We start from the raw sequence: 26041 nt of genomic DNA on the forward strand, positions 1-26041 counted from the left end.
CTGGTTGTTGATCTGGCTAGTTTGTGCAGGCAATACCTGGCTTGCCGAGGCGTCGTGTAATGAAGATGCCCAGCGCGACCACGCCGACGCCGAGATAAGTAGTCCACTGAATCACGTCTCCAAACATCAACGTCGCCCAGATCAAGGTCACCGGCGGCTCCAGATATACCAGCGCAGACACCCTTGTCGCCGATATCCACTTCAACAGGCTCCACAGGCTGAGATAGGCGATGAAGGTCGAGAACACGGTCAGCCATGCAACAGATACCCAGACTTGGGAGCTTCTGGGCACTTCTATCAGACCCAATGGCAGACCTGTGGCTGCCAGCAGGATCAAGGTCGCCGCTGACTGCAGAAACAGCGGCATCAGCAAACCCTCCTTGCTGTGGTCGTTGGCCAGCAGTGATTGCCGCCGCTGGTACAGGGTGGCGATGGAGAGGGTGAATGCGGCGATCAGTGGCAGGGCATACAACCCGAGGTTCAAGCGTTGCGCAGAAAAGCGGTATTCACCCAGGATCACCACGCTGACGCCGGCGAAACCGACCGCAAGCCCTAGCCATTCCTGCACACTGCTGCGTTCATGTCGGGCCCGGCTGTTCATAGTCGCAGTGATAAGCGGCTGCAAGGCACAGATGATGGCGGCAATGCCGGCCGGCAGGCCGCCGCGAATGGCGATGTAGACGCTGACCAGGTAGGCGAATTGGGCCAGGAAGCCGATCATCGCGTTGTAGCGCACCTGCGCCCAAGACAGCGCCCGCAGCCTGTGCCACACCAACGGCAGCAGGCAAAGGCTGACCAGCAGGAACCGCCAGAACAGCAGGTTGATCGCGCCAGCTTCCTCTGTGCCCAGACGCGCACCGATGAATCCCGAACTCCATGAGAGCACAAACACCACCTGCAGCAGGAGCAGGTACAGCGGGTTGGCTAGCATGCGTGCGCCGGGACCCGTCCCAGCTCGTCGAAGGTGATCGGCTCGATGCCGAGCGCCGCGAATTGGCGGGCCGCGGATTGATGCAGGGACCAGTGCAGGTGTAGCCAGTTGGGCACGGTCGCGGGAATGCCATCATCGGAGGCAAGATGCCAGAAGCGGTTGGAGTCTTCCCGGGCATAGGGGCAGTGGAAGGACAATACCAGTGACATGCGCCGTCCGGTCTTCACCGGGCATACGCCGTGGAACAGGCGGCTGCCATAGATGAACAACGCGTCGCCGGGCTCAACCAGCGGTGCGGTCTCGAAGGTTCGGTGGTCTAGAGCATCGAAAGTGTCGATAGTGCTGTTGTGGAACAGGAGCTCGCCGCCGGTGTAGTCCGATGCGTTGGAAAGCACGATGTTCAGCACGTAGTTGGTGCCGTCTGTATGCCACATCCCGACCTGTTCGCGCGGGCTGCCAGGCGCCTTGGGATAGAAGTAGTTGACCTGGGCACGGGCGTTGAGCATGGGGTAGGGCGCCAGCGGAACCCCGGCGATCCGCGAGACCGCCAGCAGGAACGCACGGCTTCTCATCATGCAGTGGAGGAATGACGAAAGTGCGGTGACGCCACGGGTGCGGCGCGAGATGATCCAGTCGCTGTCGCCGGCGTCTTGCTCAAGGTCGGCGCAGATACGCTGCAGTGCCGACACCGCGTCGGGGGTGAACAGGCCATGCACCGCGCTCAGGCCGGTGATGGTGTCCACGGCGATGTTGGGATGGGGACTCTGCGTATAGCCCAGCTCGGTCAGCGTGCGACTGTCGCTGATCACCGGGCCGGCCTCAGTCAGTAGGCCGTCGTGCCAATGATCTTGCTCGTCCCGCTGAATAACCGGGTGACGGGGCATGCGGTGCAGCGTCGATTTGAACGCTAATTTCACGCGATCAAGGCCGCGGGCATAGAGGGGGAGGTCTGTGCGATGCATGGTCATTCGCTCCCTAAGTCATAGTGGTGGGAGGTACTGGGCGATCTGGTAGCGGACCGAACCATCGCCGCTGACGAGCTCATCCAGCACGGTGCAGTTCCCGTGCAGTGATCTGACGCGGCGGAACTGGTCTGGTGTGTATTTGATGCAGCTGTTGGTCAGTAGGTAGCCGCGCTTCTGCAAGTGCTCCACCGGTTGCAAGGTGACGGCGATATGCAGCAGCTCACCTGCGATGGTCAGGCGCAACAGGGTGGTTTCGTGATCGCCCACGGGAACGAAGCCCTGCTGGCGAGCAATCAGTTGCGAGAAGCTCAGCATGTGGGGATTGGCGTAGAAGGCATGGATGCAGTGTTCTAGGCCCTCTTCATAGACCTGCATCTCCGAGATGATGCAGGTAGTGTCATCTGCCAAGGCCTGGATCAGGCGTCCAGTTGCGAGTGGCGACTCATTGCCCTCCTGGAAGCCAAGCATGGTGATCAGAGTGAGATCCTGATCATGGCGCAGGGTGTCATGCGTCACGGTTCGGTAGTCGGCCGCCAGATAGTTAAAATTTGCTGGGTCGGCGATGATTGGAATCACCGCGTCGCGCATGGCGCCTTCGGATGTCGCGTTGATGTCGATCGCCGTGTAGCGCACGGCCGTCGCAGCTTGCGCGATCTGGGTAAGGATGTACGAGGTCTTGACCGGCTCCGGCCCCAGTTCGACGTAGTGAACGCGTTTGCCACGGCTCATATAAACCAGGCGTTGAGTCAGTTGTGCCAGAAGACTCTTTAGTGAGCCATGGCCCTGTGCGTCTGCACAGAGTCCGTTCGTACTGATGCCCTGCTCATTGAGGGCGCGCATCAACATGAAGATCCGGTGGTTGATGCGATGATCCTGCTGATGACCCGCCGCAATCTTCAACGTCGAGTACTTGGCGTGGTTCTCGACGGTCCAGATGGATTTGCCCTGATACTGGTTGCAGCGCGTGAGCGCATCGACGACGACATTGTTCAAACTCATCCCCATGGCTCCATGCTGTGTGTCGCGTGGCGGTTTCACCCTTGTTTGAGCACAGTTGGCAGGTAGAGGATCTACCTTGACCGAACCATAGGCGGGGGGAAAAATGCTGTACAGCCGAATAAAGTGAACCGGTAATTCGAGACGACGAAATCAGGTGACCCTATGGGAAAAGGCCTAGATGTCGATGTACTGAGAACCTTCCAGGCCGTGGCGCGACTTGGCCGCTTCAAGGCGGCCGCCGACTACGTCCACCGCAGCCCGTCTGCGGTGACAACGCAGATCCAGCGGCTGGAGGAGAAGGTCGGGCGGCAACTTTTTCTGCGTAGCAACCAGGCCGTTGAGCTGACCCCGGCGGGGCGGCAGTTGCTGGGGGAAGCGACGCGCTTCCTGATGGCGCACGATCGGCTATTAGCGACACTTTCACTCCAGCAGATGACGGGTAAGGTGCGTCTGGGCGTTCCCGACGGCTATGCTGCGGATCTCATGAGCGACTTCCTGCCGGTGTTTGTCGTCAGCCACCCGCAGCTGGAGCTAGAGGTCGTGGCGCGATCCAGTGCGGAACTCATTGATCTGTTTGCGCGGCAACATCTGGATCTGACGCTGGCGGTCAGTGGCGAGGAGCTGGCGCAGGGCGAAAGGCTCTGTTCAACGCGGCCTCGCTGGGTGGCGGCGCCAGGCTTCACGCACGACCCTAATCGCCCCCTGCCTCTAGCCCTGCAACTGAAGGGCTGCCCGTATCGAGAAGTGGCACTGGCGGCGCTCAAGGCGCGGGGCATTTCGTACCGCATCTTGCTGGAGAGTGCGAACTGGCATGCGGTGTTGGCGTGCATGAAGAGCGGGCTGGCAGTTGGCATCGTCGAGGAGCTGGACGCCAGCGATGCGTCACTAGGGCTCGCGGTGGGGCTGAATCTTCCCGCTCTTCCTGAGCACCAGGTCTATCTGCTGACAGATAGCTCCCACCATGCGGCCCTGCATTTGCACGGGTTGTTGAGATCAACGATGCAGCAGGCTGGGTAGATGCGGGGCACTAGTCATCTTGGTGTTTGACCCAGATATATTTCCCAGTGCGTCATCGTGCCCCGACGCCTATCGAGCAGGTCTCCCCGCGCATTCCCTGGTGGTTTCACCGTCAATCACCTCAGGGCACCAGTGTTTCACCGCACACGCAGTCTGGCCGGGAGTTGACCTACGTACTGGATGGGGAGTCCGGAGGCGCGGCAGGGGAGCTTGGTGCCAGGCCAAATCGCAGGTCCGCGCGCCGTTCGCGGACCTGCGATGGTGGCCCAGTCCATTGCAGGCTAGAAATGCCGTCAGCCGCTCAATCGGGCAGGCCGACGCTGATCTTCTTCAGCGCCATTAACGTATGCCTTACAGCTGGAAGTTCGAAGTCTTCACGATCGACCTCATCATGAGTACCCTTGTTGAAATAGCTCCAGATGAGCTGATTGTTTGGAACGGCGAGGACTTCCTCAAATCCTGTAGATATGCTCGCCCACGATGCGCCAGTTAGCATTCCTCGCTCGCTCCCTAGCTGGATTCCCTTGAGCAGAGCTTTGCTCAATGCTCCGAGCTCTGGTTTGTAGGTGGGAGGGCCAACCGGAACAGATAGAAAGCTGAGGTCCCGTGCTTTGCCATAGAGCTTTCTCCACGTTCTGGATGTGAGGTTTTCCAGGCCCTGCCGGCAGAAAGCTAAGCATTGCCTTTGGTCTCCCTCATCCAAAGAAGCCTGGGCACGTACAAGGTAGTTGCGGCTGGAACCTCCTTGCACTCTCGGCTGATGGTCTCCGGCATGGTGTCCAAGTACATACAAATGCGATGCCTCATCGCCGAGTTGGTTGTGGATATCCTTGATGAATTCGTTGCCATGGCAGGTCACAATTATTTGCTTAGTGCTGAGGCGGGCATCTCCGAAAAGGGTTTTCCTAATTCCGGCGCGGTGATCATCGTCGATCGCATTCACTGCATCATCAAAGATCAACAGAGGAAGCCCAAGTTTGATGTTCTTGGCAAGAAGAATTGCAAGCCCAAGGCAACGAAGGTGCCCTTCGCTGAGCACGTGAAGAGCATCGTACATTTGCTCTGGATTTGCGCCGAATGAGACCATTATTCTTTCACCGCCACGAAGCGGGAGGGATAGGGATGCCAGTCGGTCCCTTTCATGGTCGTCCTCGTTAAACCCGTTGTATAGGTCTCGCGTTGTATCGTTGAGATCAGCCAAGAATTTGGCTGGTAGCGTGTCCCTATAGGCTTTGATTGCTTCGCTGAAGGCTGAGTAAGACGTGCCCAGCCTTAGCTCATAAGCAATGGAGGCCGACTCCTGAACAACCCGATCTATAAGTTCGGCGTTGACTTCGTCGAACTCTGCGACGAGCTTCCTGTCAGTCTGGATATCGCTTTCATGCTGACTGCGCTTGCCATCCAATACGGATAGCTGACGCTGGATTTCGAGTAGCTGGTCGCGCTCTCTTACAATAGCTTCACGCGCATCGACGCGAAGTTGCAGAGCAGCATCTTCCAACTCGAACCGTGTAAGCGTGCCAATGATCTCCTGAACATCTGACTTTGATACATCCTCCACTTCCCAGAGGGGAGTGGCATTGTCATCTGTTGCCCACGCGACGAGACCATTTTCACTCAGGTCGATGGTATCTTCCTTGTCGCGAAGCATCACGATAAGGGCTTTAGATTGTCGTTCTAGCTCGGTGTAATCAGCCTCCAGAGCCACGAACTCAGTCTCAAGCACGGCAAGATGCTGCAGCAGTTGAAGCTCGGCACCTGCTCTCACGTAGGGATCTGAGGCGACGGTGCTCAAAGGTGTCAGGCAGGCGGGACAAGCATCCGGAGAGACATCTTGGAGAGCTTGAACCGTCTCGAAGAGGCGCTTGAAAGAAATTTGGCCAGCCATACTGCTGAGTTGTGCTTTGCAGCGTTTTTGGCTTCTGAGGTTGCGGCGAAGTTGTAGGAACAACTTTTTGAAAGCGCGAGTTCGCAGTCCGGATTGCGCAGGCGTAATCTCATCCGCAGCAGCGATGAGGTGTTGTAGTCTGCCGGGCTGCTGCTCACTGCCGATCAGTTCGCGTAGTTGGGCGGTGGTACAATCCTGCTTGTATTCTTCAGCAGTGCGAGCCAAGTCAGCGTCAAAACCAGCAAGTACTTCGGTGCTTCTTTTCAGTCGCTCATTTGCGCCATTTAACTCAACAATCTTTCCCTGCATCTCATCTTTGACTGGACTCGCAAGGTTGAGCTTTCCTTGAATGGCTGCAGGGAAGTTCCCGACAAAATCATTGAATGAACTTAGCCCAAACAACGCGGAGATCAGTTCATTTGCTTGCGCAGGTGTTCGGGCGGCAATTCTTGCAAAGCTTTCGATTCGATTCTTCTCAATAATCGCAAAGCGAAGAAGGTCTGCCGCTGGCTGGACTGCGATTCCATCGCCAGCGCCGGCTGAGTAGAGCTGAGGGTGGGCATGTCTGCCTTCATGAATGTTGGCAAAGTATGCTGCGAGCGACGCAGATCGCTTAAGTGAAGACTCCTCAACATCGCCAGTTAGTGCGAACTCTAGTGCCTCGCAAAGGCTGGTCTTTCCGCTTCCGTTTGGACCGTAAAAAAGCGTTACATTTTTCTTTAGATCAAAGATCTCTTCCCTGCGAAAACCACGAAATGGACCAATTTTTAGTGTCTGCAATCGTTGCCAAGGCAGGGCAGCGGCGACGGCGCGTTGTGCCAGGTTAGGGGGGGCTTCCATCTCAGCAAGTTCACGCCTTACAAGCGGAGTCAGCATATTTGCTCGCTGGCCGCCTGCGCTCACTGTGGCAGCTATGACCCCCAGGTTCGCGTGAATAATGCTTGCGACTTTACGGACATCTAGATCCGCTCCGGATGCCTGCAGCTCGCCCATAAACATTTCATACTGCTCTTCCAATAGACTCATGAGTTCCCCTGTTGCTTCCTGGCGCGATGAGTTGTTGTTTGATGCGAAGTCTTATTGGTTCGTAGTTTTCTTGTGATGGTGGCGAAGGGGGCGAGTCGTATGCCGTTCTTTGATGTGACCGGTCAGGTCAGTTTGGCCGACATCAACGCTCGTCCCGTTCTGGCTCTGCGCACGCGCTTCCTTCTCATGGCCTCGTGCGTGTGTGCGGCACATGAAAAGGCCATATAAGCTGCGGGCTCCTGGTTGATTGGCGACCTCTCTCAGAATGCGTTATAGATAACTCTGCCGTTCTCGACCTTTAGGCCGTAGTGCTGAACCGCCGCATCGTCCTTCCGAATCATTAGGTCGAAGAGCTCTGGGTTGGTCACCTGCAGTGGTGGGCATTTGGTCTTTGTGATGACCAAGATGCTGATGATCGCGATGCCGAACTCGAGGCAGGCAAGCAAGCCTCTCCCCGTTTCCTGGCTCCAGGGATACAGGCAGGTCAACACTTGAGCGTCGCTGGATTGAGTCGAATCTACTGTTAGGTGCGCGAGAACGGATTTTGGGTTGGGGTGGGCGCCGAAGTCGATTGCCGCGTCATACAAAGCCTTGATGCGCGAGGCGGTCTCAGGATCATACTTTTCCATTTCGGTGGAGGCTCGGTGGACTGCCTGCCCGAAAGTCGCTCGCTGTTCTTTGTTCCCATCCTTATCAACATTGCGCTTCAGCCAGACCTCCGCACGTTGTTCGTCCTCAACAATCAAAAATGCATAGCAGGTATGCTCCAAAGCGGAGCGCAGTGTGGAATGTACAGCTCCAGGGTGCCCTGAGATGGCCGTGCGCACACTGGCCATGAAAAGAAAATAGGCGTTTAGCGCGAGGGCATGACCTACAAGGCCTAGTTTGCTTTGGTCAGTAGAAACAAGGTGTGCGATCAGGTCGTCGCATTTTTCGATCAGATCTAATGCGATCGGATCTTCTTCCAGCACTTCCTTGCTTGTGCGGTTTGCCGCTTCTAGATAGCTATGAAGAAAGCTGCCATTGGTTCTTTTCACGACTGGCTCCTTGTCTGTTGGATGATCGTACATCACTGCTGCCTTGCAGTCGCATGAGTTTCGAAGGTCAGCAATGCGGAACGCTGGATGCGTAGGGGGCAATGGTCTATTTCGGTTTTTGACTGAGATATCTGCCCCAGTGCGTCATCATGACCCGACGCTTATCAAACAGATCCCCCCGCGCATAGGCGGCTTCTGTCTTGTCCCTTATGGTGTGGGCAAGGGCGGCTTCAGCAACTTCCCGTGGGTAGTCGGTTGTCTCCCTGGCCCAGTCTCGAAACGTAGAGCGGAAGCCATGGGCGGTAAGATCCGAACGCTCCAACCGCCTCAAAAGCTGAAGGAGGGCCATGTTGGATAGATGAGTGCCGGGCTTGTTGCCAGGAAACAGGTACTCGGAATCACTCGCCTCGTTCTGGACGAGCGGGCGAAGCAACTTGATCGCCTGCGGGCAGAGTGGAATGCGATGTTCCTTGGGGACCTTCATGCGCTCAGCCGGAATCGTCCAGATCTGGGCGTCCAGATCGATCTCGACCCTGCGGGCACCCAGGGTCTCGCTCGTGCGAGTGGCGGTCAGGATGAGTAGCTCGAAGGCTCTTGCCGCTACGCCACTCAACGAGCGCAGCCGGCTAATAAACGCACTGGCCTCGGCGTAGGGCAGGGCGGGGTGGTGCTTGACCTTCTGAATCCTGGATTTGCGCGGTAGCAAATGGTCAAGGTGGCCCTTCCAGCGTGCGGGGTTCTCTCCCTTGCGGTAGCTCCGGACTGTGGCCCAGTCCAGCACGGACTCGATACGGCCGCGTACGCGTGATGCGGTCTCGGTCTTTTTCGTCCAGACGGGTTCAAGCACTTGCATGACCAGCGCCGTATCAATGGTATGCACGGGCAGGTTGCCAAACACTGGGCTGGCGTAGGCGTCCAGCGTGCTTTGCCATTGAGCGGCATGTTTGTCGTTCTTCCAACTGCTGCGGTGGGCGGCGATGTACTTCTTGGCGCATTCGTCAAAGGACAGCTGGTTGGCCAGCTCAGCCTTGCTCGCAGCCTTCAACTGGCGTCTCTCATCCAGAGGATCAATGTCGTCGAGCAGCTTCCTTCTACAGTTAAGTGCCTTGGTTCGCGCTTCGGCCAAGCTCACCGTATGAAGGGGCCCGAGCCCCATGCCTCTGGCCTTGCCATGGCGCATGTAGCGAAATAACCAGGATTTGACCCCCGCCTTGGTGACTTGCAGGTACAATCCCACGCCGTCGCAGTACAGGCCTGGTTTTTTGGTGCGCGATACCGATAAGGCAGTTAGGCGGAAGATAGTTTTCATGGCGATCCCGACCCACGAATTGACTATCAAAAACCTAGGTTACAAGGGTGGTTGTTGAGAACCCCCATCAGACGAGTGGTTTTTCGAATATTCAGTATTTCAAGGGGTTGCGTGGGATTTTTTGGCCGTTGATGGATTTTTCTGGAAGTTCACCGCTTCCGCCACTCTCTCCGCCAATACGTTCTATCTCTCCGCCATTACATAGAAAAAGCCCCGTAGCTGAATAAGCTACGGGGCTTTTTCGTTTCTGAGATTTGGGGGCAAGCTACTCGTTCAGAGCAGCAAACAGGGCCGTAGTGGTTCTTTCCAGCACGCACAACCAACCGTATTCCGTCTTCAAGCATGCCTTACTGGCTTGATCAGGCTTTCTGCTGGAATTCCAAACATCTCATGCAGCTTCCAAATCATTGGCAAGGTCAGCGCTCGTTTTCCATTCAGCACTTCATAAACACGATTCTGGCGGCCAATGGCGGGAATAAGATCAGCCGCCGACAGGCCAGACTGTTCCATTCTGAAGCGAATGGCATCGATTGGGTTGGGCAGGTCCATGGGAAAGTGTTTGGCTTCATAGGCCTCGATCAGCGTGATCATTACGTCAAAGTAATCACCTTCCGGGGTGCCGGGTTCTGGTTCGTTGTCGAACAGCGCAGAGACAGACTTGAGCGCGTCCTTGTAATCCTGTTCGGTGTGGATAGGTCGGATGTTCATGGGTTACTCCGTTTCGACGGTATCGGCGTCAATTGCGTCGTACTGCTTATGTGTACCGACAAACTTGATGTAGACAGCGCCATAGCGATAGGCCACGGCGACCACGAGCCTGTAGTCGTTACCTTTGATGTTGAAGACGACCCTTCGGCTTTTGAGAATGCTAGCGCTGCGAAAGTGTTCCTTGATGTCAGCCGGGTTTGACCAGTCGGCGTTTTTTACTTCGTCTATCCAGGCCAGGAACGGTTGCTCCGAATCCGGGTGCTTGTGCCAAAAGGTTTTGAGTTGACTGAGTGCGACTATTCTCATGGGAAAATCCTAGTCCCGCCTTGGGACTTTTGCAAGTGGGCACATGGGAGCAAGCAGTTTTCCAGACGGGTGTCATGGGCTCTCAAGGCATTTCTCCACATAAGGCATTCCCCTTGTAACCGTGCATGACCGGTCCCAGGAACATGAAAGGACCACAGGCATATAAGGGCGAGGGAGCGGGATGTGAGCGGCACACGGGGAGCTTCAGGGGTATTGGAACTACAGCCCAAAGCGTCACGCCGCACCATGCTCGTTCAGGCGGGTTCTGTTGAGGGGTGGTGCGTACGTTTTTCTGTTCAGGAAGTGAAAGTTGTGCGCCGATGCAGCCGTATAGGCAAGAAATCAGTGCCAGAGTAATGACGGCTTTTTCCATGTCAGACCTGCTGGTGGGGTAATCCTTTGATGTTCCCAGTATTGTCGTTGGTGGGCGCCGTGCTCGTCGATACTGCAAATAACTCACTGATATTTATAACTTCCCATTTCCTGGGTGTACGCCCCTCAAGTCTTTACCCACACGGCCGAAACACTCTCGTACGACATCGTATCCCCAATAAGAGAGTCCCCCCTAATGTCCCTTCGCAGCCTGTCCATCGCCCGCCGTGCGGGTCTGGGTTTTGCCCTGATTGCTTTGCTCGTGGCCCTGCTGGGTTTTTTTGCACTGTCGAACATGGCAAGCATCCGCGCCAGCGCGGTGCAGGTGGAAAGCGGGCTGGTGCCGAAGATGCGGCTGGTGGCGGACATTCGTGAAATCATGCTGCGCATTCGTACGATCTCTTTGCGCATGGCCCTGGACCCGAACCCGGCGAGCATCCCGCAATACCGTAGCCAGATGGACACCCGCAGCCAGGACCTGAGCAAACGACTGGCCGACCTCGATGCAGTGATCGACACCCCCGAAGTGCGCACGCTCTACGACCAGTTCCAGGTCTCGCTGCGCCAATACCAGCAAGGGCTGGCGCAGTCGTTCGTCCTTGCCGACAAGCAGCAGGGCGCCGAACTCAACAAGCTGTTGCTTGTGGATATGAAAACCGTGGTCGATGGCTCCGGGGCCCAACTCAATGCCCTGGCCGACTACTACAACGCCCAGATCAACCAGCAAGGCCAGGCGGCCGAGTCGCAGTACAGCCGTTCGCGCACCATGGTGTTCGGCTTTGTGATCGTGGCCGGGTTGAGCACCGTGCTGCTGGCCTGGTTGCTCACGCGCAGTATTGTCGGCCCGCTCAGTCATGCCGTACGGGCTGCCGAGAACGTTGCCCAAGGTGACCTGACCCAAACGGTGGACGTGAGCGGCGACGACGAAGTGACGCGCCTGCTCGTGGCACTCAAGACCATGCAGGCCAACCTGCGCGGGACCTTGCAACTGATTCGCCAGTCGGCCGGGCAGATGGCGTCATCGGCCACCGACCTCAACGGCATCACCGACCAGAGCAGCCGCAGCCTGCAAAAGCAGACCGCTGAAATCGAGCAGGCCGCCACCGCCGTCAACGAGATGACCTCGGCGGCGGATGAGGTAGCGCGCAATGCGGTGTCCACCTCCGAGTCCACTCGCCTTTCCAATGAAACCGCGCGCGAAGGCCAGCACCGTGTGGGTGAAACGGTCAGCGCCATTCAAGCCCTGAGCACCAACATCGGCGAAACCTCGACCCTGGTGCAGAACCTCGCCGAGCAATCGCGGGATATCGGCAAGGTGCTCGATGTGATCCGCTCCATCGCCGAGCAGACCAACCTGCTGGCACTCAACGCTGCGATCGAGGCGGCGCGGGCCGGTGAGTCCGGGCGCGGCTTTGCGGTGGTGGCTGACGAAGTCCGTGCACTGGCCCACCGTACCCAGCAATCGACCCTGGAAATCGACCAGATGGTGACCGCGATGCGCACGGGGTCCAACGACGCGTTGAGCTCGATGCAGTCGAGTACCCAGCGTGCCACCGACACTCTGGCATTGGCTGAGGGCGCGGGCGGCGCATTGAGCCAGATCACCGACTCCATCGACCAGATCCACCAGCGCAACCTGGTCATCGCCAGCGCCGCCGAGGAGCAGGCCCAGGTGGCCAAGGAAGTCGATCGCAACATCGTCAATATTCGCGACCTGTCTGCGCAATCCTCTTCCGGCGCCGGGCAGATCAATGGATCGAGTCGAGAACTGGCGCAGCTGGCCGTTTCCCTGAACGAAGCCGTCGCAAGGTTTCAGCTGTAGTGACATGCGCGGGCTAGTTCAGTGTCGACTCGTCCACGATCTCGATATTGACGGCCTGCCAGTCGCCGCCCGGGCCCCTGACCAATTCGTAGGTGACCGTCTGCCCCTCGCGCAGCCGCCGTCCGCCCTGGGCGGTGGTGGCACTGCGAAAGAAAATGTCCTGCTCATCGTAGGCGGCAGTCTTGCTGCTGATGGAGATTGCAGTCTGTGGAGTTTTCCTGGGCATGGCCGTTCTCCTTTCCAGTGCAATAGGTGGCCCGTCGGGGCAGGTATGTCTGCGGGCATCAAGCGGGTCAGGACACGATTTGGACTTTATCGGCCTGCATGCCTTTCTGGCCCTGTACGGCTTCAAAGGTGACCTTCTGGCCCTCCTTCAATGTTTTGAACCCGTTGCCCTCGATTGCCCTGAAGTGGACGAACAGGTCGGGGCCGCTCTCCGGCGTGATGAATCCGTAACCCTTTTCATCGTTGAACCACTTCACTGTGCCGTTCTGTCTGTCGCTCATTCTTCCTGTCCTCGAACCGGTGTGCCCCGCTGCAGATTCGTCGCGGTAACCATAAGCAAAGTCCCGAAGCCGCTGCTCGTCAACGCGCCACGGGACCAGCGGTACTGTCATTCCTGACAGGTTCGCCGCCTGTGCCGTTGCGCGATACTGCTTCGTTTTACCGTGGGTTTTCGCGCCGCGCGGGCATTCGGTTTTCGCCGCCTTCGGGCACCAGGCAGGTGCCTTTTGGCGTGGTGCCCCTGTCCCTTCTAACGCTCGCCTGCCGTCCCATCCAGCCCACGACGGATCTTTTCCAGCAACTCATCGATGTGAAACGGCTTGGAAATCAGATCCATGCCTTCGCCGAGGAAACTTTGCCGGTTCGCGGCATTTTCCGCGTAGCCGGTCATGAACAGGATCGGCAAGGTGTGGCGGATCTCGCGTGCCACGTCTGCCAGTTCGCGCCCGGTCATAAAGGGCAGGCCGACGTCGGTCAGCAACAGGTTGATGCTCGGGTCGCTGCGCAGGCAGACCACCGCTTCGTCACCATTGGCGGCCAGGCTGCAACGGTAGCCGGCGTCGGCCAGGACTTCGGCGACAAAGCTGCGCACCGAAGGCATGTCTTCGACGACCAGCACATGTTCGCCCTTGCTCTGGCCGGGTGCGGGCAGAGGCTTGGTCACGATGCTGGCAGGCCCGCTGGCGGCGGGAAGCATGATGGTCACTTCGGTGCCCTGGCGGGTCACGCTGCGGATCTGTGCATCGCCGCCGGACTGGCGGGCAAACCCGTAGATGGTCGACAGGCCCAGCCCGGTGCCCTGGCCCAGCGGCTTGGTGGTGAAGAAAGGGTCGAAGACTTTGTCGATGACGCTGTGTTCGATGCCCACCCCGTTGTCCCGCACCGACAGGGCGATGTAGGCGCCGTTTTCCAGTTTCAGGTTGCCACTGGAGTAGGCCGGGTAAGTCGTCACCCAGACAGTGCCGCCCTTGGGCAGCGCGTCGCGGGCGTTGATCACCAGGTTCAGCACCGCACTTTCCAGCTGGATCGGATCGACCATCGCCACGGCAGGGTTGTGGGTCAGCTCCAGCTTCAGCGCGATATGTTCACCGATGGTGCGTACCAGCAGTTCTTCCAGGGAGCGGATATGCGCGTTGATGTCGATCGGCCGCGTGTCCAGCGGCTGCTGGCGGGCGAAGGCGAGCAGGCGGTTGGTCAGGCCGGCGGCGCTCAGGGCCGAGCTCAACGCTGCATCGGCATAGGCCATGACCTTGTCGGTGCGCTGGGTCTCGATGCGTTTCTTGATCAGCTCCAGGCTGGTGATGATCCCGGTCAGCAGGTTGTTGAAGTCATGGGCAATGCCGCCGGTGAGCTTGCCCAGGGCATCCATCTTCTGCGCCTGCAACAGTTGCGCCTCGGTACGTGCCAACTGGGTGGCGGCGTTGGCCAGCTCGGCCTGTTGGTGCCGCTCGCGGTGGCGGTGCTCGGTGACGTCTTCGACAAACACCAGGCTCAATTCGGCGCTGCGGTAGGGCGAAACCTGCCATTCGGTCTCGCGCAACTGACCGTCGACCTTCATGTGCAGGGTGCCCTTCCAGCGCTCGCCGGCAGCCAGGCGCTGGCACAGTTCCTGGAGCACGCCGAGTTGATCGGCGGCGAAGCACTCCAGCAGGGCGTCGGGGTTGAGGTTATCGTGAATCAATTGGGCGAAGGCGTGGTTACATTCGTGGACCTTGAGCTGCGCATCCATGACCGCAATCGGTGCGCTGATATTGAAGAATATTTCGCGAAAGCGTGCCTCGCTCTCGCGCAGCGCATATTCGGTGTCGCGCACCCGCAGCAAGGTCCGCAGGGTCGCCAGCAGCACATCGGGGTCGATGGGGTGGATCAGGTAGGCATCGGCCCCGGCATCCAGGCCGGTGATGATATCGCCGGTCTCGATGGAGGCGGCCGACACGTGCACCACCGGCAGCAAGGCCGTGACCGGATCGGCGCGCAGCCCGCGTACGATGTCGAAGCCGCTCATGTCCGGCAGGTTGACGTCGAGGATCAGCCCGTCGATCTTTTGGCTGGCGATCAGGTCCAGCCCTTCCTGGCCGGTACCGGCCTCGAGCACGCGGTAGTCATGGTTCTCCAGGCGCCGGCGCAGGGCATAGCGGGTCGCCGCGTTGTCGTCGACGATCAGCAGTTGGATGTCACGGTTCATCAACAAGCCCGCCAGGAATAGAGAGAGGAATGATCACGAAGAACATCGAGCCCACGCCTGGGGTACTTTCCACGCCGACGCGGCCGCCGAGCAACTCGGCAAAGCGTTTGCACAGCGACAGCCCCAGGCCGGTGCCGCGCAGGCGTTTTTGCAGCGGCGAATCGATCTGGGAAAAGTCTTCGAACAGGTTGCTGTGCAATTCAGCCGGAATGCCCAGGCCGGTGTCGTGCACGGCAAAGCGGATTTCCTGATCACCCACTCTCTGCGCCGACACTCGCACTTCACCTTGCACCGTGAACTTCAGGGCGTTGGAGATGAAGTTGCGCAGGATCTGCGCGAGCTTCTTGTCATCGGTGTACAGCTTGGGCAAGCCGATCGGCTCTTCGAAGATCAAGTCCACCGACGTCGCATCGACGATCGGGCGGAACATCCCGCGCAACGCCGAGAACAGATCGAACATGTCGAACCAGGCCGGCGAGATCGTGATGCGCCCGGCCTCGATCTTGGCCAGGTCCAGCAGGTCGTCGACCATTTCGCGCAGTTCGCGTGCCGAGCTGCGGATAAACCCGACCTGTGTGTGCTGCTCAGGGCTCAGGGGACCGTCGAGTTCGTCGGCCAACAGACTGGTGATGCTCAGGATCGAGCCCAGGGGCGTGCGGAATTCATGGCTCATGTACGACAGGAAACGGCTTTTCAGGTCCGACGCCTGGCGCAGTTGGTCGGCCTGGGTATCCAGCTCGGCATAGAGTGCCAATACGCCCTGGTTGGTTTCGTCCAGTTCGGCGCGCAGTGCATCGGCTTCCAGGCGAAGCGTTCGCACTTGCTCCTCAAGCGAAACGGTGGTGTCAGCCATCGATGGCCTCCAGGGCAATCACAAAGACGGTAACGTCATCCCGGCCGCGACAGAAATCACGGTGCAGGACGGCGGCGATCAGGGCAGGGTGGCGATGGGAAAGCCCGGGATAGTCCGCCAGGTTCCAGCGTGACTGCAGGCCGTCGCTGTAGAGGATCAGCATCTGGCCGCCCACTTGAGCGTAGTCGAAGGGCTGCGCCTTGCGAAACTGCACGCCGACGATCCCCGGATGGGACGCCAGCCCGCGGGACTTGCCGGGGCCGATCAGGCTGGCGCCGATATTGCCCACCCCGGTAAAGCGCAGTCTGTCGGTCGTGGCATCGTACTGCGCCACGGCCACGGCTGCGCCGCGGGTGCCGTTCATGCCGATATGCAGGTCATTGAACAGCTCGCTTGCGTCGAAGAAGGCGTCTTGGGCAAACACCGCTTCGCCGGCCTGCGCCGCGCGTTCGGCTTCGCAGCCATGGCCCAGACCGTCGGCTACCATCACGCTGAACCGGCCGGGTTCGATCACCAGGTGCCAGGCATCGCCACAGGCCGGGTCGTCGTGCAGGGAATGCTGGCTGACGCCGTAGCGGATATCTTTGCTGGCCGATGCCCGTGGATACAGGCGCGCCAGCATCGCCGTGCCGCGCTGATCGGCGTACACGTCGAACACCTGGGCCACACGAGCAATGGCGCCCATGCCGATGCCCTGGGTGCCGCCGGTGGAAAAGCCGTCCACCAGGCAACTGTCCAGGTCAAAGCCCTGGCCACGGTCCACGGCGATCAGCTCCACGCCCTGGTTACCCGTGAGGCGCAGATGCAATTGGCCATGGGCGGCATGCTTGAGGATATTGCTGGCCAGCTCGGTGGCCACCAGTGCCACGCGGCCGGCATCGGTCTCGTCGAAGCCCGATTGTTCGGCCAACTGTTGCGCGGTGCGTCGGGCATGGCCGATCTGGCTGACATCCTCGATCAACAACACCTGGGTCAGGGCACTGGGAATATTCAGGCCCATCGGGTAATCGTCACGCGGGTGCCCTGGCCGGGTGCGGTGTCCAGTTCAAACTCGTCCACCAACCGCTTGGCGCCGGTCAGGCCCAGGCCCAGGCCGCTGCCGGAGGTCCAGCCGTCGGTCATCGCCAACTTGAGGTCGGGGATGCCCGGCCCTTCGTCGCGAAAGGTCAGGCGCAGGCCTGGGCGGTGGTCTTTTTCGACCACGGCCCAATCCATATGGCCGCCGCCGCCGTACACCACGGTGTTGCGCGCCAGCTCACTGACGGCGGTGACCAGTTTGGTCAGGTCGATCAGGCGCATGCCGCATTCCTGGGCCAGCTTGCGCACCAATTGTCGGGCCAGCACTACGTCCTGTTCGATGAGCACCGGGTGAGTGCCACTGCTGGCCTGGGTCATGAGTGGTCTACCCGGTCACGCAACAGTTGCATGCCGCGCTCGACGTTCAACGCGGTGGCCACGCCCGGCAGGGTCATGCCCAGTTCCACCAGCGTGATCGCTACGGCCGGCTGCATGCCTACCAGCACGGTCTGGGCATCCATGATGCGCGACAGGCCGGAAATGGTGCCGATCATGCGGCCGATAAACGAGTCGACCATGTCCAGCGCCGAAATGTCGATCAGCACGCCCCGGGCGGATGTGCGGCTGATGCGCTCGGACAGGTCGTCCTGCAGCGTCAGCGCGAGCTGGTCATGCATGTCGACCTGGATCGTCACGAGCAGGAATTCGCCCATCTGCAAAATAGGGATACGTTCCATGCTTAAACAGCCTTGCTGATGGTGACGCCCAGGCGTTTCAGGGCCAGCGCCAAGGCATCCGCCAGGTTGGCCTTGGTCACCACGCCTTGCAGGTCGAGGCCCAGGTGCACGATGGTCTGGGCGATCTGCGGACGCACGCCGCTGATGATGCAGTCGGCCCCCATCAGGCGGATGGCCGTAACGGTTTTCAACAGGTGCTGGGCTACCAGGGTGTCCACGGTGGGTACGCCGGTGATGTCGATGATGGCGATTTCCGAGCCGGTGTCGACGATGCGCTGCAGCAGGGACTCCATGACCACCTGGGTGCGTTGCGAATCCAGGGTGCCGATCATCGGCAGGGCCAGCACGCCGTCCCACAGCTTGACCACCGGGGTGGACAGTTCCAGCAATTCTTCCTGCTGGCGCTTGATCACCGACTCACGGGATTTCTGGAACGTACGGATGGTGTGCATGCCCAGCGCGTCAAGCAGCTCGGAGATTTCCCACAGTTGTTCGGCCAGTTGCGTCGGTTGTTCGGCGTACTCCCGTTGCAGCAGGGCGAACAGCGGGCCCTTGAGGGCAAAGATAAAGCTGGCGGTCTGTTGCGAGTCCTGGCCGACCAGGGCGCGGCTGTGGGAGAGCTTTTCCAGGAATACCCGGGTTTCTGCCCAGTTTTCATGGTTGACCGGCTGGGAACCGCCTTGCTGCAGCGCCGCGATCAGCAGGTTGAGGAAGTCGTTGGCCTGCTGCCGGGTGTCTTCGGCCTTGACGTTACGCGTGGCCCCCGAAGCTTCAAGGCTGGCAACCCATTCGGTCAGCAGGGTCGGGCGATGGGTGTGCAGTGCCTGGATGGTGTGAGCTTGCAGAGTTGCCACGGGAAACCTCCTTGAATGCCTTGTTGAGTGGCATGCAATTTATACTAAATTGAAGTGCTTTGAATTGTTTCGAAGGTTTTCGTTCATTTGCCTCAAGCCCTGTGGACCGGGCGCTTCAGACTGGTGGAGGCGTGATGGGGGGCCATGCTGCCGTCGATCGCGATACTGGCGTCGGAGCAGCCCATTTGGCTGAGTGTGCGGTGGGTGGAACCGCAGGTGATGGGTAATGTGGGCTTGATCAAACGCCGCGGACGGAGCTGGCCGTCGGCGGCGCTGGAATTGGAGCGGTGGGGGAGGGAGATACCGTTTCGGTCAGCGTGCCACCGAGTCCAGGCCGGTGGATTGCACCACCGGTTGTGCCTGGGGCGAGGCCAGGAACTGCAACAACGCCTTGGCCTGTGCAGGGTGTTCGGCATTGACCGGAATGCCCGCCGCAAAGCGCGTCACCGATTGCACGTCTTCCGGGATCTTGCCGACGTAAGTCACACCCGGCACCGGCAATAACTCCGCCACCTGCTGCAAGCCCACCTCGTAATCGCCCTTGGCGACCTGTTCGGCCACCGGGAGGCGTTCGATCATGGTGCCTTTGGCGGGCATGCCGAGCTTCTTGAACAGCTCTTTCTCGACATACACACCGCTGGCGCTGTCCGAATACGCCACGGACTTGGCCTTGCTCAGTACGGCCTTGAGTTCGGCATCGGTGCCGATCGCGGGTTTGGTCGCACCCGCCTTCACCACCAGGCCGATGCGCGAATCCGCCAGTTCCACGCGGGACGCCGGGTCGACCTTGCCTTGTTTGATCAAGTCATCCAGGGCATAGCCGACCATGATCACCACGTCGGCATGTTCACCACGGGCCAGGCGGTTGGGAATCGCTTCCGGCGCCTTGCCCATGGAGGGGCCGAGGATGGTATCGAGGGTGTCGCCGCTGTGCCGGGCGTATTGCGGGCCCAGCAGTTTATAGGCGGCGGTGAAGCCACCGGAGGTCATCACCTTGAGTTCCTCGGCCTGGGCCGTCAGCGCCAGGGCACCGAGGGCCAGGGCCGTCAGGGTCTTGAACAGAGACTTCATCACGCCGCCCCCTGCATCACCTGCCCGCGTGCATTGGCGCGACGATACAGCGCCAGGGTCGAACACAGCGCGCACAACGCAGCGAACATCATCCAATAGGCTGGCGAGGCCTTGTCTTCGGTGATGTGGATGAACCAGGTGGAGATCGCCGGGGTAAACCCACCGAAGATCGCGGTCGCCAGGCTGTAGGCCAGGGAGAAGCCCGCCACGCGCACTTCCACCGGCATGATTTCCGTGAGGGCGGGGATCATCGCGCCGTTGTACATGCCGTACAGGAACGAGAACCACAGCAGCGTCTCCAGCATATGGGCGAAGCTCGGTGCATTCACCACGTAGGACAGCGCCGGATAAGCCGTGAGCACCGTCAACGCGGTCATGGCGATCAGCACCGGCTTGCGACCGAAGCGGTCGCTCAGGGTGCCGCCGATCGGCAGCCAGACAAAGTTCGACACCGCCACCAGCAAGGTCACCAGCAGCGCATCGGAGGTGCTCAGTTGCAGCACGGTCTTGCCGAAGGTCGGCGCGTACACGGTGATCAGGTAGAACGCGGTGGTGGTCATGGCCACCATCAGCATGCCGCCGATGACCACGGTCCAGTTTTTCACCAGTGTGGCCAGCACTTCGCGCATGGTCGGGCGATGCTTGCGGTTGGCGAATTCTTCGGTTTCCTGCAGGTTGCGACGCAACACAAAGATAAAGGGGATGATCACGCAACCGATGGCGAACGGAATGCGCCAGCCCCAATCGGCAACCACCGCCGGCTCCATCCACACGTTCAAGCCATAGCCCAGGGCGGCGGCGACCACGATGGAGATCTGTTGGCTGCCCGATTGCCAGCTGGTGTAGAACCCCTTGCGGCCTGGGGTGGCCATTTCAGACAGGTACACCGACACACCGCCCAGCTCCGCACCGGCCGAGAAGCCTTGCAGCAAGCGGCCCAGTAGCACCAGCAACGGGGCCCACAGGCCAATGGTGTGATAGCCCGGCACCAGCACGATCAACAGCGTGCCGCTGGCCATGATCGACAAGGTCACGATCAACCCTTTGCGGCGACCGACGTCATCGATATAAGCGCCGAGGATGATGGCGCCCAGTGGGCGCATCAGGAAGCCCGCGCCGAACACGGCGAAGGTCATCATCAATGAGGCAAATTCATTGGCGGCAGGGAAGAACGCGGCAGCAATGTAGGTGGCGTAGAAGCCGAACAGAAAGAAGTCGAACTGTTCAAGGAAGTTGCCCGAAGTAACGCGGAATACCGCACCTACTTTCGAACGGGCAGAATCGGGCCGGGAAGGGCTAGTCATGGGTTTGTGTCTCCAGCGTTCTTTTTAAATGCTTGTTTCGCGTAAGACCAAGGATAGTGGCTGACACATTTAGAAATGAAAAGTGAAAAATATGGATTGATTAATGCCTGTTGGTTATGAATTTGCGCGCCTTTCAAAGATCCCGCTCTGTTCTATGCTGGAAGGTATGACCCATTCTTACGGAAGGGAGATGGCTATGGGCAATGAACCGAAGCGCCAAGATGAGCCGGAGCATAAGCAACCCCGGCGACATGAAGAGGAAAAACCCCAGACCTGGAAGCACCCCGACGACGGCACTGAGCTGTCCGAGCGGGATCAGGAGCGTCCGCTCAAGCCCTGATCAATGTTCGGCCGGGGCTAAAAAGCACCCTTGACGGGCCATGAACTGCCTCCACGAAGGGCTCTCCGTGGGGGCAGGTGTTACCTGGGTCGGGGTTTCGAACGCCGCCAGCGCGGCGCCGGTATCGGCATTGATCACCTTAACGCGACACCACCCACTGTCGGCGTCGGTAATCCCGCCTTTGAGCAGGTAGCGCCCTTGGGCGGCGAACTGGGTGTTGAACTCAATCACACAGCGCCGGCCGGCGCTCGCCAGGCCCGACACGATCAAGTGCAGCGGCTGGTCGGCGGCGATGTCCACGTAACCGTCGGGGCGCGAAGTGCTGCTGTGCACCGCAAACAGTGCGGTTTCCTTACTCGGCGTTCCCACCCTGCCTTGCAGGCACTCATGATCCGTCGACACGCTGACCGACAGCCATTCGTTGTAGCTGGCGTGGGTGCTCAACTCACTTTTGAGCTGCGCGCGCGGGCCTTCGAGCGGTGCCTTGTAGGGCGTCATGGCGGTACATCCGGCCAGTAACAGCGGTAGTGCGATGTTGCGGATGTTTATCAAGGCAATAGCATCCAGTTCAAAGAGGGGGCGTTATGAAACCAGCAACGAAACAGGAAAACCCGAGGCCAGCACCAGATACGCCACCACTGCTGCCAGGCACAGGCCGACAAACACCCGCAACAAGGTGCGGGCGGTGGGGCGGGTGACAAAGCGGATAAGCCAGAGGCAGAACCCGGCCACCAGAATGGCCAGGCCAAAAATGACCAGCACGGGAGTGTTCCTGCGACGTTCGAGCGCTGTTTATAGTCCCAAAGCCGCGAGATGAACAGTGTGCACATAGACGCGGCCGGCCCGGCTTTCTAAACTGCGGCTTGTCTTGGGCTAGGGGCAGGCGCCGATGAATCGCAATGAATTACGCAAGGCCGACATCAACCTGATGGTGGTCTTCGAAGCACTGATGCTCGAGCGCAATGTGACGCGAGTGGCCGAGAAGCTGTTTCTCGGCCAGCCGACCATCAGTTCGGCCCTCAACCGTCTGCGCACCTTGTTCAACGACCCGCTGTTCATTCGCGTCGGCCATCGCATGGAACCTACCGCGCGCGCCGAGGAAATCATCCAGCACCTGTCGCCCGCCCTGGACTCACTGTCGTCGGCCTTGAGCCTGACCCACGATTTCGATCCATCCATCAGCACCATGACCTTTCGCATCGGCCTGTCCGACGACGTCGAGTTCGGCCTGTTGCCACCGTTGCTGCGCGCCTTGCGCCAGGAAGCGCCGCAGGTGGTGTTCGTAGTGCAGCACGTGGACTATTGGCGGATTCCCGATCTGCTGGCGTCCGGCGATATTACCGTCGGCATCACCCAGACCCGTGGCCTGCCGGCGAATGCCAAGCGCAAGCTGCTGCGCCACATTCGTCCGCGACTGCTGCGCGCCGATGCCTCGGACACCCCGCTGACCCTGGATGAATATTGCTCGCGCCCCCATGTGCTGGTGTCCCACACCGCCAACGTGTCCGGGTTTGCCGATGAGTGGCTGGCGGAAATCGGCCGCAAGCGCCATGTGGTGTTGTCGGTGCCGCAATACAGCGCATTGCCCGCGCTGCTGGCCGGGACCGACCTGATCGCCAGCCTGCCGGACTACACGGCCGAGGCCATGGCGGTGTCGGGCAACCTGTTCTGCGAGCCGTTTCCGTTCGAGACGCCGACCCTGGATTTGTCCATGGTCTGGCTCAGTCATGTGGACACCGACCCGGCCGAGCGCTGGGTGCGTTCGCGGCTGGAAGCGTTCATGAGCGATCGAGGTCAGGCGAACAAGGCCTGAGGCTTTTATCCGTGCTATATCTACAGACTTTCCTACGAATGACTCGGAGTCATCCATGCCACACCTGCACTTGGAATACACCGCCAACCTGACAAACCTGGCCGTCGAGAAAACCCTGTTGCGGCTCAACAATGTGCTGATGGCGTCCGGGCAGTTCGGTTCCGAGTTCGATATCAAAAGCCGCGCCGTGAAGCTCGAGAGTTTTCAGGTGGGCACCTCCCTCAACCCACGCGGTTTCATCGCGGTGAAGCTGTCACTGCTCAGCGGGCGGTCGCCGCAGGTCAAGCAGCAATTGTCGCAAAGCCTGCTGGCAGCGTTGCAGGATCTGGGCGACTGGCCGACGGATCTGCAGGTTCAACTCAGTGTCCAGCTGGTCGACATGGATCGCGATTCCTACAGCAAAGTCGCGATCGGCTAACCCTCGCCACAGAAGTCAGAGTAATCCCTGATCCGCACACACCTTCACCACCTGTTCACGAAACCAGGTATTGGCACTGTCCTGTTCACTGCTTTCATTCCACTGCATATCCAGGGTGAACCCCGGTAACCCGTTGGGGGCCTCGCAGTGGCCGAACACCGTCGCGGGCGCCAGCAGTTTCTGCACGCGGCGCGGCAGGGTGACGATGAAGTCGGTGCCGGTGATCATCTTCAGCGCCGCGCTGTAGCTGTTGGCGCGGGCGATCACCTGGCGCTTGTGGGCCTGGCGCGCCAGCCAGCCGTCGATCATGTTGGTGTCGGAGGTCCATGGCGTGGGGAACACGTGGCGCCGCTCGACGAATGATTGCAGGCTGAATGCCGGCTCGCGCGGTGCCGAGCGTTTATCGAAGACGCACACCAGATCGTCCTCCAGCAGCATTTGGGTCTTGAAGTCTTTATGGGCGCGGTGAAAGTGCGGTCCGAAGCAGATCACCAGGTCCAGGCGGCCCTCGCGCAGGTCGTCGGCGGGGATGTCGGCTTCCAGTTTCTGCACATTGACGATCACCGGCAGGTCGGCGCGGTCGAAATGCTTCAACAGGCGCGGCAGGATCAGTTGTTCGAAGTACTCCGGCGCGCAGACATTGAAGGTCACGGCCTTCTGGGTCGGGTCGAAGGCCTGGCCACCGGCGTGGCACAGGTTGATGCTTTCGAGGATCTTCTGCACATGGGCGTACATGGTAGTGGCCTTGTACGTAGGCCGCATGCCCGCCCGCGTGTTGATAAACAGCTCGTCTTCAAAACTGGTCCGCAGTTTCTTCAGGCTGTAGCTCACGGTGGACTGGCTGACGAACAGCGTTTCTGACACGTCGGTAACGCTGCTCTGGTCATAGACGGCGATAAACACCATCAAGTCCTGCATATCGAGTTTTCTGAGCAAGTTACTGTTTAACATCGGTTTCGTCCGTAAACCCCATGTACCGAAGTCAGTACAAGACAGCGCGAAAGCTTAACGGAACGGCCGTACCAATAGAAAGCTCTGTAGGGCGTTTCTATGTTTTGCGTGGGACAAATACTGTTTGCAACACGACGTCAGCGAATATGTTCTGCGTAATGCCTTGGGTTGAAGCGCGTGACGATCAGCAGCATCACCACGATCACCGCCGTCAGCGACCACCAGGCCCATTCGAAGCTGCCCAGCTGGTCGCGGATCATTCCGGCGATCAGCGGCGACAGGCCGGCAATCAGGTAGCCGATGCCCTGTACGAATGCGGTAAGGCCCCCCGCGCGGCGCGGGTTGTCGAGGTGGTCGAGGGACAGGATCAGGCTCATCGGGAACAACCCGCCGATACCCAGGCCCAGCAGGCACGGCCACAGCAAACTGAGGTGTTGCGGGCTGAGGATCAGGCCGCAGAACCCCAGGATGATCAACCCCAGCAATACCGCCACCACCCCGCGTTTATCTCGGCGGCGGTTGGCGATGGCCGGCGTGACCAGGCCGGACACCACCTCCATCGCGGTCAGGAAACCCAGCAACAAACCGGCATTCTGTTCGCTCCAGCCTTGCTCCACGTAGTACGGCGCCAGCCACGCCAGTACGCAGGTGTAGGACGCTGTACCGAGGCCGAAAAAGATCGCCAGCAACCAGGCGCGGCCGTTGCCGAAAAACGATTCCTGAGGGCCGGCGGCGGCTTGGGGCAACGGTGGCAACACCGAGCGCTGGGCGTACCAGAACACCAGGGCCAGCAACGCCAGAAACCCCCAGATCGCCAGGCCGATGCGCCAGCTGCCGGTCTGCACCTGCACGAAGGGGGAGAACGCTGCCGCCAGCGCCGCGCCGCCCATGATGGCGGTGACGTAGAGGCCCATGAACAGCGACACGTTGTCGCTGAACCGCGACTTGATCAGGGCCGGCATCAACGCCTGGATCATGGCGATGCCCACACCGGCGGCAATCGCGCTGACGATCAATTCCAGGGCCGAATCCAGGAACAGCCGCGACAACGTCGCCACGCCAATCACCAGCAGTGACAGCACAATGCTGCGGTGCTCGCCAACGCGCTTGGCCAGGCCCATGCCAAAGAACATCGCCAGGCCCATGGCCATGACCGGCAACATGGTCAGCAACGCCGCGCTGCTGAAACTCAACGGCACCTCGCCGCGAATCGACGACAGCAACGGCCCCACGGCGGCCATCGAAGGCCGCAGGTTAAGGGCGACCAGCACGACGCTGATCATCAGCCACACGGCGGTGGTGGGTTTTGCCTGAGCGTTTTCCATGGGCCTGCCTTGAATGAACAAGGGTGAATCAGGCCACGCATGGGGGAGGGGGGCAAATGAGAAAGTCGCAGGGGCTATCTAAAAATTGCGGTTAACTGAAACACCGCAAGTCAAAGTGTGAGAGCGGGCAAGCCCTAATGCCGATCAGTTAAGAGATAGAACGGTCAAACAGTAACCTGTGGCGAGCGGGCTTGCCCCGCGTTGGGCTGCGCAGCAGCCCCAATAAGAGCGCTGCAGTGTGCCAGGCAGGTCCGGGGCTGTGTTTTGGGGCTGCTGCGCAGCCCAACGC

27 protein-coding genes and 1 pseudogene are annotated in these 26041 nt (G+C 59.8%); 6 read left to right on the forward strand and 22 right to left on the reverse strand.

Annotated features, from left to right (window positions below):
• Window positions 1–16: 16 nt before the first annotated feature.
• From AC07OP_RS28780 to AC07OP_RS28790, 3 genes are read right to left on the reverse strand one after another with little or no spacing between them, the layout of a single operon-like run.
• Window positions 17–931, reverse strand: coding sequence for a DMT family transporter (locus tag AC07OP_RS28780; protein WP_495103032.1), 915 nt, complete (start codon window positions 929–931; stop codon window positions 17–19).
• On the reverse strand, window positions 925–1893 hold the full coding sequence (locus AC07OP_RS28785) for a 2OG-Fe(II) oxygenase family protein (RefSeq protein WP_495103033.1): 969 nt from the start codon (window positions 1891–1893) through the stop codon (window positions 925–927). The genes AC07OP_RS28780 and AC07OP_RS28785 overlap by 7 nt, the downstream gene beginning before the upstream one ends.
• Before the next feature lie 18 nt (window positions 1894–1911).
• Entirely contained in the window at window positions 1912–2895 is a 984-nt protein-coding gene (locus AC07OP_RS28790) for a hypothetical protein (RefSeq protein WP_495103034.1), read from the reverse strand.
• A gap of 162 nt (window positions 2896–3057) precedes the next feature.
• Here AC07OP_RS28790 and AC07OP_RS28795 point away from each other — a divergent pair, with 162 nt between their 5' ends.
• The gene (locus AC07OP_RS28795; RefSeq protein WP_495103035.1) at window positions 3058–3912 is read left to right on the forward strand and encodes a LysR substrate-binding domain-containing protein; all 855 of its coding nucleotides are present in this window, start codon (window positions 3058–3060) and stop codon (window positions 3910–3912) included.
• Window positions 3913–4213: 301 nt separating this feature from the next.
• Here the strand turns inward: AC07OP_RS28795 and AC07OP_RS28800 are convergent, their stop codons facing one another.
• From AC07OP_RS28800 to AC07OP_RS28820, 5 genes are all read right to left on the reverse strand, one after another.
• Window positions 4214–6826 carry an AAA family ATPase gene (locus AC07OP_RS28800; RefSeq protein WP_495103036.1) on the reverse strand — a complete coding sequence of 871 codons (2613 nt, stop codon included), beginning with the start codon at window positions 6824–6826 and terminating at the stop codon, window positions 4214–4216.
• Between the two features lie 260 nt (window positions 6827–7086).
• Entirely contained in the window at window positions 7087–7863 is a 777-nt protein-coding gene (locus AC07OP_RS28805; RefSeq protein WP_495103037.1) for a hypothetical protein, read from the reverse strand.
• A 106-nt stretch (window positions 7864–7969) separates the two neighbouring features.
• On the reverse strand, window positions 7970–9172 hold the full coding sequence (locus AC07OP_RS28810; protein ID WP_495103038.1) for a tyrosine-type recombinase/integrase: 1203 nt from the start codon (window positions 9170–9172) through the stop codon (window positions 7970–7972).
• 336 nt (window positions 9173–9508) lie between these two features.
• Window positions 9509–9880 carry a helix-turn-helix domain-containing protein gene (locus AC07OP_RS28815; protein ID WP_027604308.1) on the reverse strand — a complete coding sequence of 124 codons (372 nt, stop codon included), beginning with the start codon at window positions 9878–9880 and terminating at the stop codon, window positions 9509–9511.
• A gap of 3 nt (window positions 9881–9883) precedes the next feature.
• A complete protein-coding gene (locus AC07OP_RS28820) occupies window positions 9884–10186 on the reverse strand; it encodes a type II toxin-antitoxin system HigB family toxin (RefSeq protein WP_027604307.1) in 303 nt (100 codons plus the stop codon).
• Window positions 10187–10754: 568 nt separating this feature from the next.
• Here AC07OP_RS28820 and AC07OP_RS28825 point away from each other — a divergent pair.
• Both AC07OP_RS28825 and AC07OP_RS28830 read left to right on the forward strand, forming a co-directional pair.
• A pseudogene (locus AC07OP_RS28825) lies at window positions 10755–11522 on the forward strand (MCP four helix bundle domain-containing protein); the annotation flags it as partial.
• Between the two features lie 48 nt (window positions 11523–11570).
• Window positions 11571–12380, forward strand: coding sequence for a methyl-accepting chemotaxis protein (locus tag AC07OP_RS28830; protein WP_371856053.1), 810 nt, complete (start codon window positions 11571–11573; stop codon window positions 12378–12380).
• 13 nt (window positions 12381–12393) lie between these two features.
• On the opposite strand, the gene AC07OP_RS28835 is transcribed toward AC07OP_RS28830, so the two are convergent.
• The 10 genes from AC07OP_RS28835 to AC07OP_RS28880 form a co-directional block, all read right to left on the reverse strand.
• Window positions 12394–12606 (reverse strand): cold-shock protein, encoded by a 213-nt coding sequence (locus AC07OP_RS28835; RefSeq protein WP_027604305.1) that lies wholly within the window; start codon window positions 12604–12606, stop codon window positions 12394–12396.
• 67 nt (window positions 12607–12673) lie between these two features.
• Complete coding sequence (locus tag AC07OP_RS28840) at window positions 12674–12886, reverse strand: cold-shock protein (RefSeq protein WP_027604304.1); 213 nt, start codon at window positions 12884–12886, stop codon at window positions 12674–12676.
• A 248-nt stretch (window positions 12887–13134) separates the two neighbouring features.
• Complete coding sequence (locus tag AC07OP_RS28845) at window positions 13135–15069, reverse strand: PAS domain-containing hybrid sensor histidine kinase/response regulator (RefSeq protein ID WP_495103039.1); 1935 nt, start codon at window positions 15067–15069, stop codon at window positions 13135–13137.
• Window positions 15059–15922 (reverse strand): sensor histidine kinase, encoded by an 864-nt coding sequence (locus AC07OP_RS28850; RefSeq protein ID WP_027604302.1) that lies wholly within the window; start codon window positions 15920–15922, stop codon window positions 15059–15061. The genes AC07OP_RS28845 and AC07OP_RS28850 overlap by 11 nt, the downstream gene beginning before the upstream one ends.
• A complete protein-coding gene (locus tag AC07OP_RS28855) occupies window positions 15915–16922 on the reverse strand; it encodes an ATP-binding protein (RefSeq protein WP_495103040.1) in 1008 nt (335 codons plus the stop codon). The genes AC07OP_RS28850 and AC07OP_RS28855 overlap by 8 nt, the downstream gene beginning before the upstream one ends.
• Window positions 16913–17317, reverse strand: a complete 405-nt coding sequence (locus AC07OP_RS28860; protein WP_027604300.1) for an ATP-binding protein — start codon at window positions 17315–17317, stop codon at window positions 16913–16915. Before AC07OP_RS28860 ends, AC07OP_RS28855 begins: the two co-directional genes overlap by 10 nt.
• Window positions 17314–17676: an STAS domain-containing protein gene (locus AC07OP_RS28865; RefSeq protein ID WP_065938902.1), complete on the reverse strand. Its 363-nt coding sequence runs from the start codon at window positions 17674–17676 to the stop codon at window positions 17314–17316. Before AC07OP_RS28865 ends, AC07OP_RS28860 begins: the two co-directional genes overlap by 4 nt.
• Before the next feature lie 2 nt (window positions 17677–17678).
• Window positions 17679–18530, reverse strand: a complete 852-nt coding sequence (locus AC07OP_RS28870) for an STAS domain-containing protein (RefSeq protein WP_027604298.1) — start codon at window positions 18528–18530, stop codon at window positions 17679–17681.
• Window positions 18531–18842: 312 nt separating this feature from the next.
• On the reverse strand, window positions 18843–19601 hold the full coding sequence (locus AC07OP_RS28875; protein WP_495103041.1) for a substrate-binding domain-containing protein: 759 nt from the start codon (window positions 19599–19601) through the stop codon (window positions 18843–18845).
• Complete coding sequence (locus AC07OP_RS28880) at window positions 19601–20905, reverse strand: MFS transporter (RefSeq protein ID WP_065928204.1); 1305 nt, start codon at window positions 20903–20905, stop codon at window positions 19601–19603. The genes AC07OP_RS28875 and AC07OP_RS28880 overlap by 1 nt, the downstream gene beginning before the upstream one ends.
• A 196-nt stretch (window positions 20906–21101) precedes the next feature.
• On the opposite strand from AC07OP_RS28880, the gene AC07OP_RS28885 reads away from it, so the two are divergent.
• On the forward strand, window positions 21102–21245 hold the full coding sequence (locus AC07OP_RS28885; protein WP_495103042.1) for a hypothetical protein: 144 nt from the start codon (window positions 21102–21104) through the stop codon (window positions 21243–21245).
• On the opposite strand, the gene AC07OP_RS28890 is transcribed toward AC07OP_RS28885, so the two are convergent.
• On the reverse strand, window positions 21246–21743 hold the full coding sequence (locus tag AC07OP_RS28890; RefSeq protein ID WP_495103043.1) for a hypothetical protein: 498 nt from the start codon (window positions 21741–21743) through the stop codon (window positions 21246–21248).
• 84 nt (window positions 21744–21827) lie between these two features.
• Window positions 21828–22007, reverse strand: coding sequence for a hypothetical protein (locus AC07OP_RS28895; protein WP_065938906.1), 180 nt, complete (start codon window positions 22005–22007; stop codon window positions 21828–21830).
• 127 nt (window positions 22008–22134) lie between these two features.
• Between AC07OP_RS28895 and AC07OP_RS28900 the strand changes: the two genes are divergently transcribed.
• Both AC07OP_RS28900 and AC07OP_RS28905 read left to right on the forward strand, forming a co-directional pair.
• On the forward strand, window positions 22135–23058 hold the full coding sequence (locus AC07OP_RS28900; RefSeq protein ID WP_092356590.1) for a LysR substrate-binding domain-containing protein: 924 nt from the start codon (window positions 22135–22137) through the stop codon (window positions 23056–23058).
• A 55-nt stretch (window positions 23059–23113) separates the two neighbouring features.
• Window positions 23114–23476, forward strand: coding sequence for a 5-carboxymethyl-2-hydroxymuconate Delta-isomerase (locus tag AC07OP_RS28905; RefSeq protein ID WP_065938908.1), 363 nt, complete (start codon window positions 23114–23116; stop codon window positions 23474–23476).
• 15 nt (window positions 23477–23491) lie between these two features.
• Here AC07OP_RS28905 and AC07OP_RS28910 read toward each other — a convergent pair whose 3' ends face one another.
• Together AC07OP_RS28910 and AC07OP_RS28915 are read right to left on the reverse strand one after the other, a co-directional pair.
• Window positions 23492–24427, reverse strand: a complete 936-nt coding sequence (locus tag AC07OP_RS28910) for a LysR family transcriptional regulator (protein ID WP_027604292.1) — start codon at window positions 24425–24427, stop codon at window positions 23492–23494.
• Between the two features lie 137 nt (window positions 24428–24564).
• Window positions 24565–25752, reverse strand: a complete 1188-nt coding sequence (locus AC07OP_RS28915; RefSeq protein WP_495103044.1) for a cyanate transporter — start codon at window positions 25750–25752, stop codon at window positions 24565–24567.
• Window positions 25753–26041 lie beyond the last annotated feature (289 nt).

Source organism: Pseudomonas sp. GW821-FHT09D08, from assembly GCF_059416305.1.

Excerpts from the sequence above, each read along its gene's own strand:
- AC07OP_RS28850 (WP_027604302.1), bottom strand. The coding sequence starts at position 15,922 with ATGGCTGACACCACCGTTTCGCTTGAGGAGCAAGTGCGAACGCTTCGC.
- AC07OP_RS28810 (WP_495103038.1), bottom strand. The coding sequence starts at position 9,172 with ATGAAAACTATCTTCCGCCTAACTGCCTTATCGGTATCGCGCACCAAA.
- AC07OP_RS28795 (WP_495103035.1), top strand. The coding sequence starts at position 3,058 with ATGGGAAAAGGCCTAGATGTCGATGTACTGAGAACCTTCCAGGCCGTG.
- AC07OP_RS28835 (WP_027604305.1), bottom strand. The coding sequence starts at position 12,606 with ATGCCCAGGAAAACTCCACAGACTGCAATCTCCATCAGCAGCAAGACT.
- AC07OP_RS28820 (WP_027604307.1), bottom strand. The coding sequence starts at position 10,186 with ATGAGAATAGTCGCACTCAGTCAACTCAAAACCTTTTGGCACAAGCAC.
- AC07OP_RS28780 (WP_495103032.1), bottom strand. The coding sequence starts at position 931 with ATGCTAGCCAACCCGCTGTACCTGCTCCTGCTGCAGGTGGTGTTTGTG.
- AC07OP_RS28900 (WP_092356590.1), top strand. The coding sequence starts at position 22,135 with ATGAATCGCAATGAATTACGCAAGGCCGACATCAACCTGATGGTGGTC.
- AC07OP_RS28785 (WP_495103033.1), bottom strand. The coding sequence starts at position 1,893 with ATGCATCGCACAGACCTCCCCCTCTATGCCCGCGGCCTTGATCGCGTG.
- AC07OP_RS28875 (WP_495103041.1), bottom strand. The coding sequence starts at position 19,601 with ATGAAGTCTCTGTTCAAGACCCTGACGGCCCTGGCCCTCGGTGCCCTG.
- AC07OP_RS28910 (WP_027604292.1), bottom strand. The coding sequence starts at position 24,427 with ATGTTAAACAGTAACTTGCTCAGAAAACTCGATATGCAGGACTTGATG.
- AC07OP_RS28800 (WP_495103036.1), bottom strand. The coding sequence starts at position 6,826 with ATGAGTCTATTGGAAGAGCAGTATGAAATGTTTATGGGCGAGCTGCAG.
- AC07OP_RS28830 (WP_371856053.1), top strand. The coding sequence starts at position 11,571 with ATGGCGTCATCGGCCACCGACCTCAACGGCATCACCGACCAGAGCAGC.
- AC07OP_RS28890 (WP_495103043.1), bottom strand. The coding sequence starts at position 21,743 with ATGACGCCCTACAAGGCACCGCTCGAAGGCCCGCGCGCGCAGCTCAAA.
- AC07OP_RS28855 (WP_495103040.1), bottom strand. The coding sequence starts at position 16,922 with ATGGGCCTGAATATTCCCAGTGCCCTGACCCAGGTGTTGTTGATCGAG.
- AC07OP_RS28915 (WP_495103044.1), bottom strand. The coding sequence starts at position 25,752 with ATGGAAAACGCTCAGGCAAAACCCACCACCGCCGTGTGGCTGATGATC.
- AC07OP_RS28905 (WP_065938908.1), top strand. The coding sequence starts at position 23,114 with ATGCCACACCTGCACTTGGAATACACCGCCAACCTGACAAACCTGGCC.
- AC07OP_RS28880 (WP_065928204.1), bottom strand. The coding sequence starts at position 20,905 with ATGACTAGCCCTTCCCGGCCCGATTCTGCCCGTTCGAAAGTAGGTGCG.
- AC07OP_RS28865 (WP_065938902.1), bottom strand. The coding sequence starts at position 17,676 with ATGGAACGTATCCCTATTTTGCAGATGGGCGAATTCCTGCTCGTGACG.
- AC07OP_RS28790 (WP_495103034.1), bottom strand. The coding sequence starts at position 2,895 with ATGAGTTTGAACAATGTCGTCGTCGATGCGCTCACGCGCTGCAACCAG.
- AC07OP_RS28885 (WP_495103042.1), top strand. The coding sequence starts at position 21,102 with ATGGGCAATGAACCGAAGCGCCAAGATGAGCCGGAGCATAAGCAACCC.
- AC07OP_RS28840 (WP_027604304.1), bottom strand. The coding sequence starts at position 12,886 with ATGAGCGACAGACAGAACGGCACAGTGAAGTGGTTCAACGATGAAAAG.
- AC07OP_RS28815 (WP_027604308.1), bottom strand. The coding sequence starts at position 9,880 with ATGAACATCCGACCTATCCACACCGAACAGGATTACAAGGACGCGCTC.
- AC07OP_RS28860 (WP_027604300.1), bottom strand. The coding sequence starts at position 17,317 with ATGACCCAGGCCAGCAGTGGCACTCACCCGGTGCTCATCGAACAGGAC.
- AC07OP_RS28845 (WP_495103039.1), bottom strand. The coding sequence starts at position 15,069 with ATGAACCGTGACATCCAACTGCTGATCGTCGACGACAACGCGGCGACC.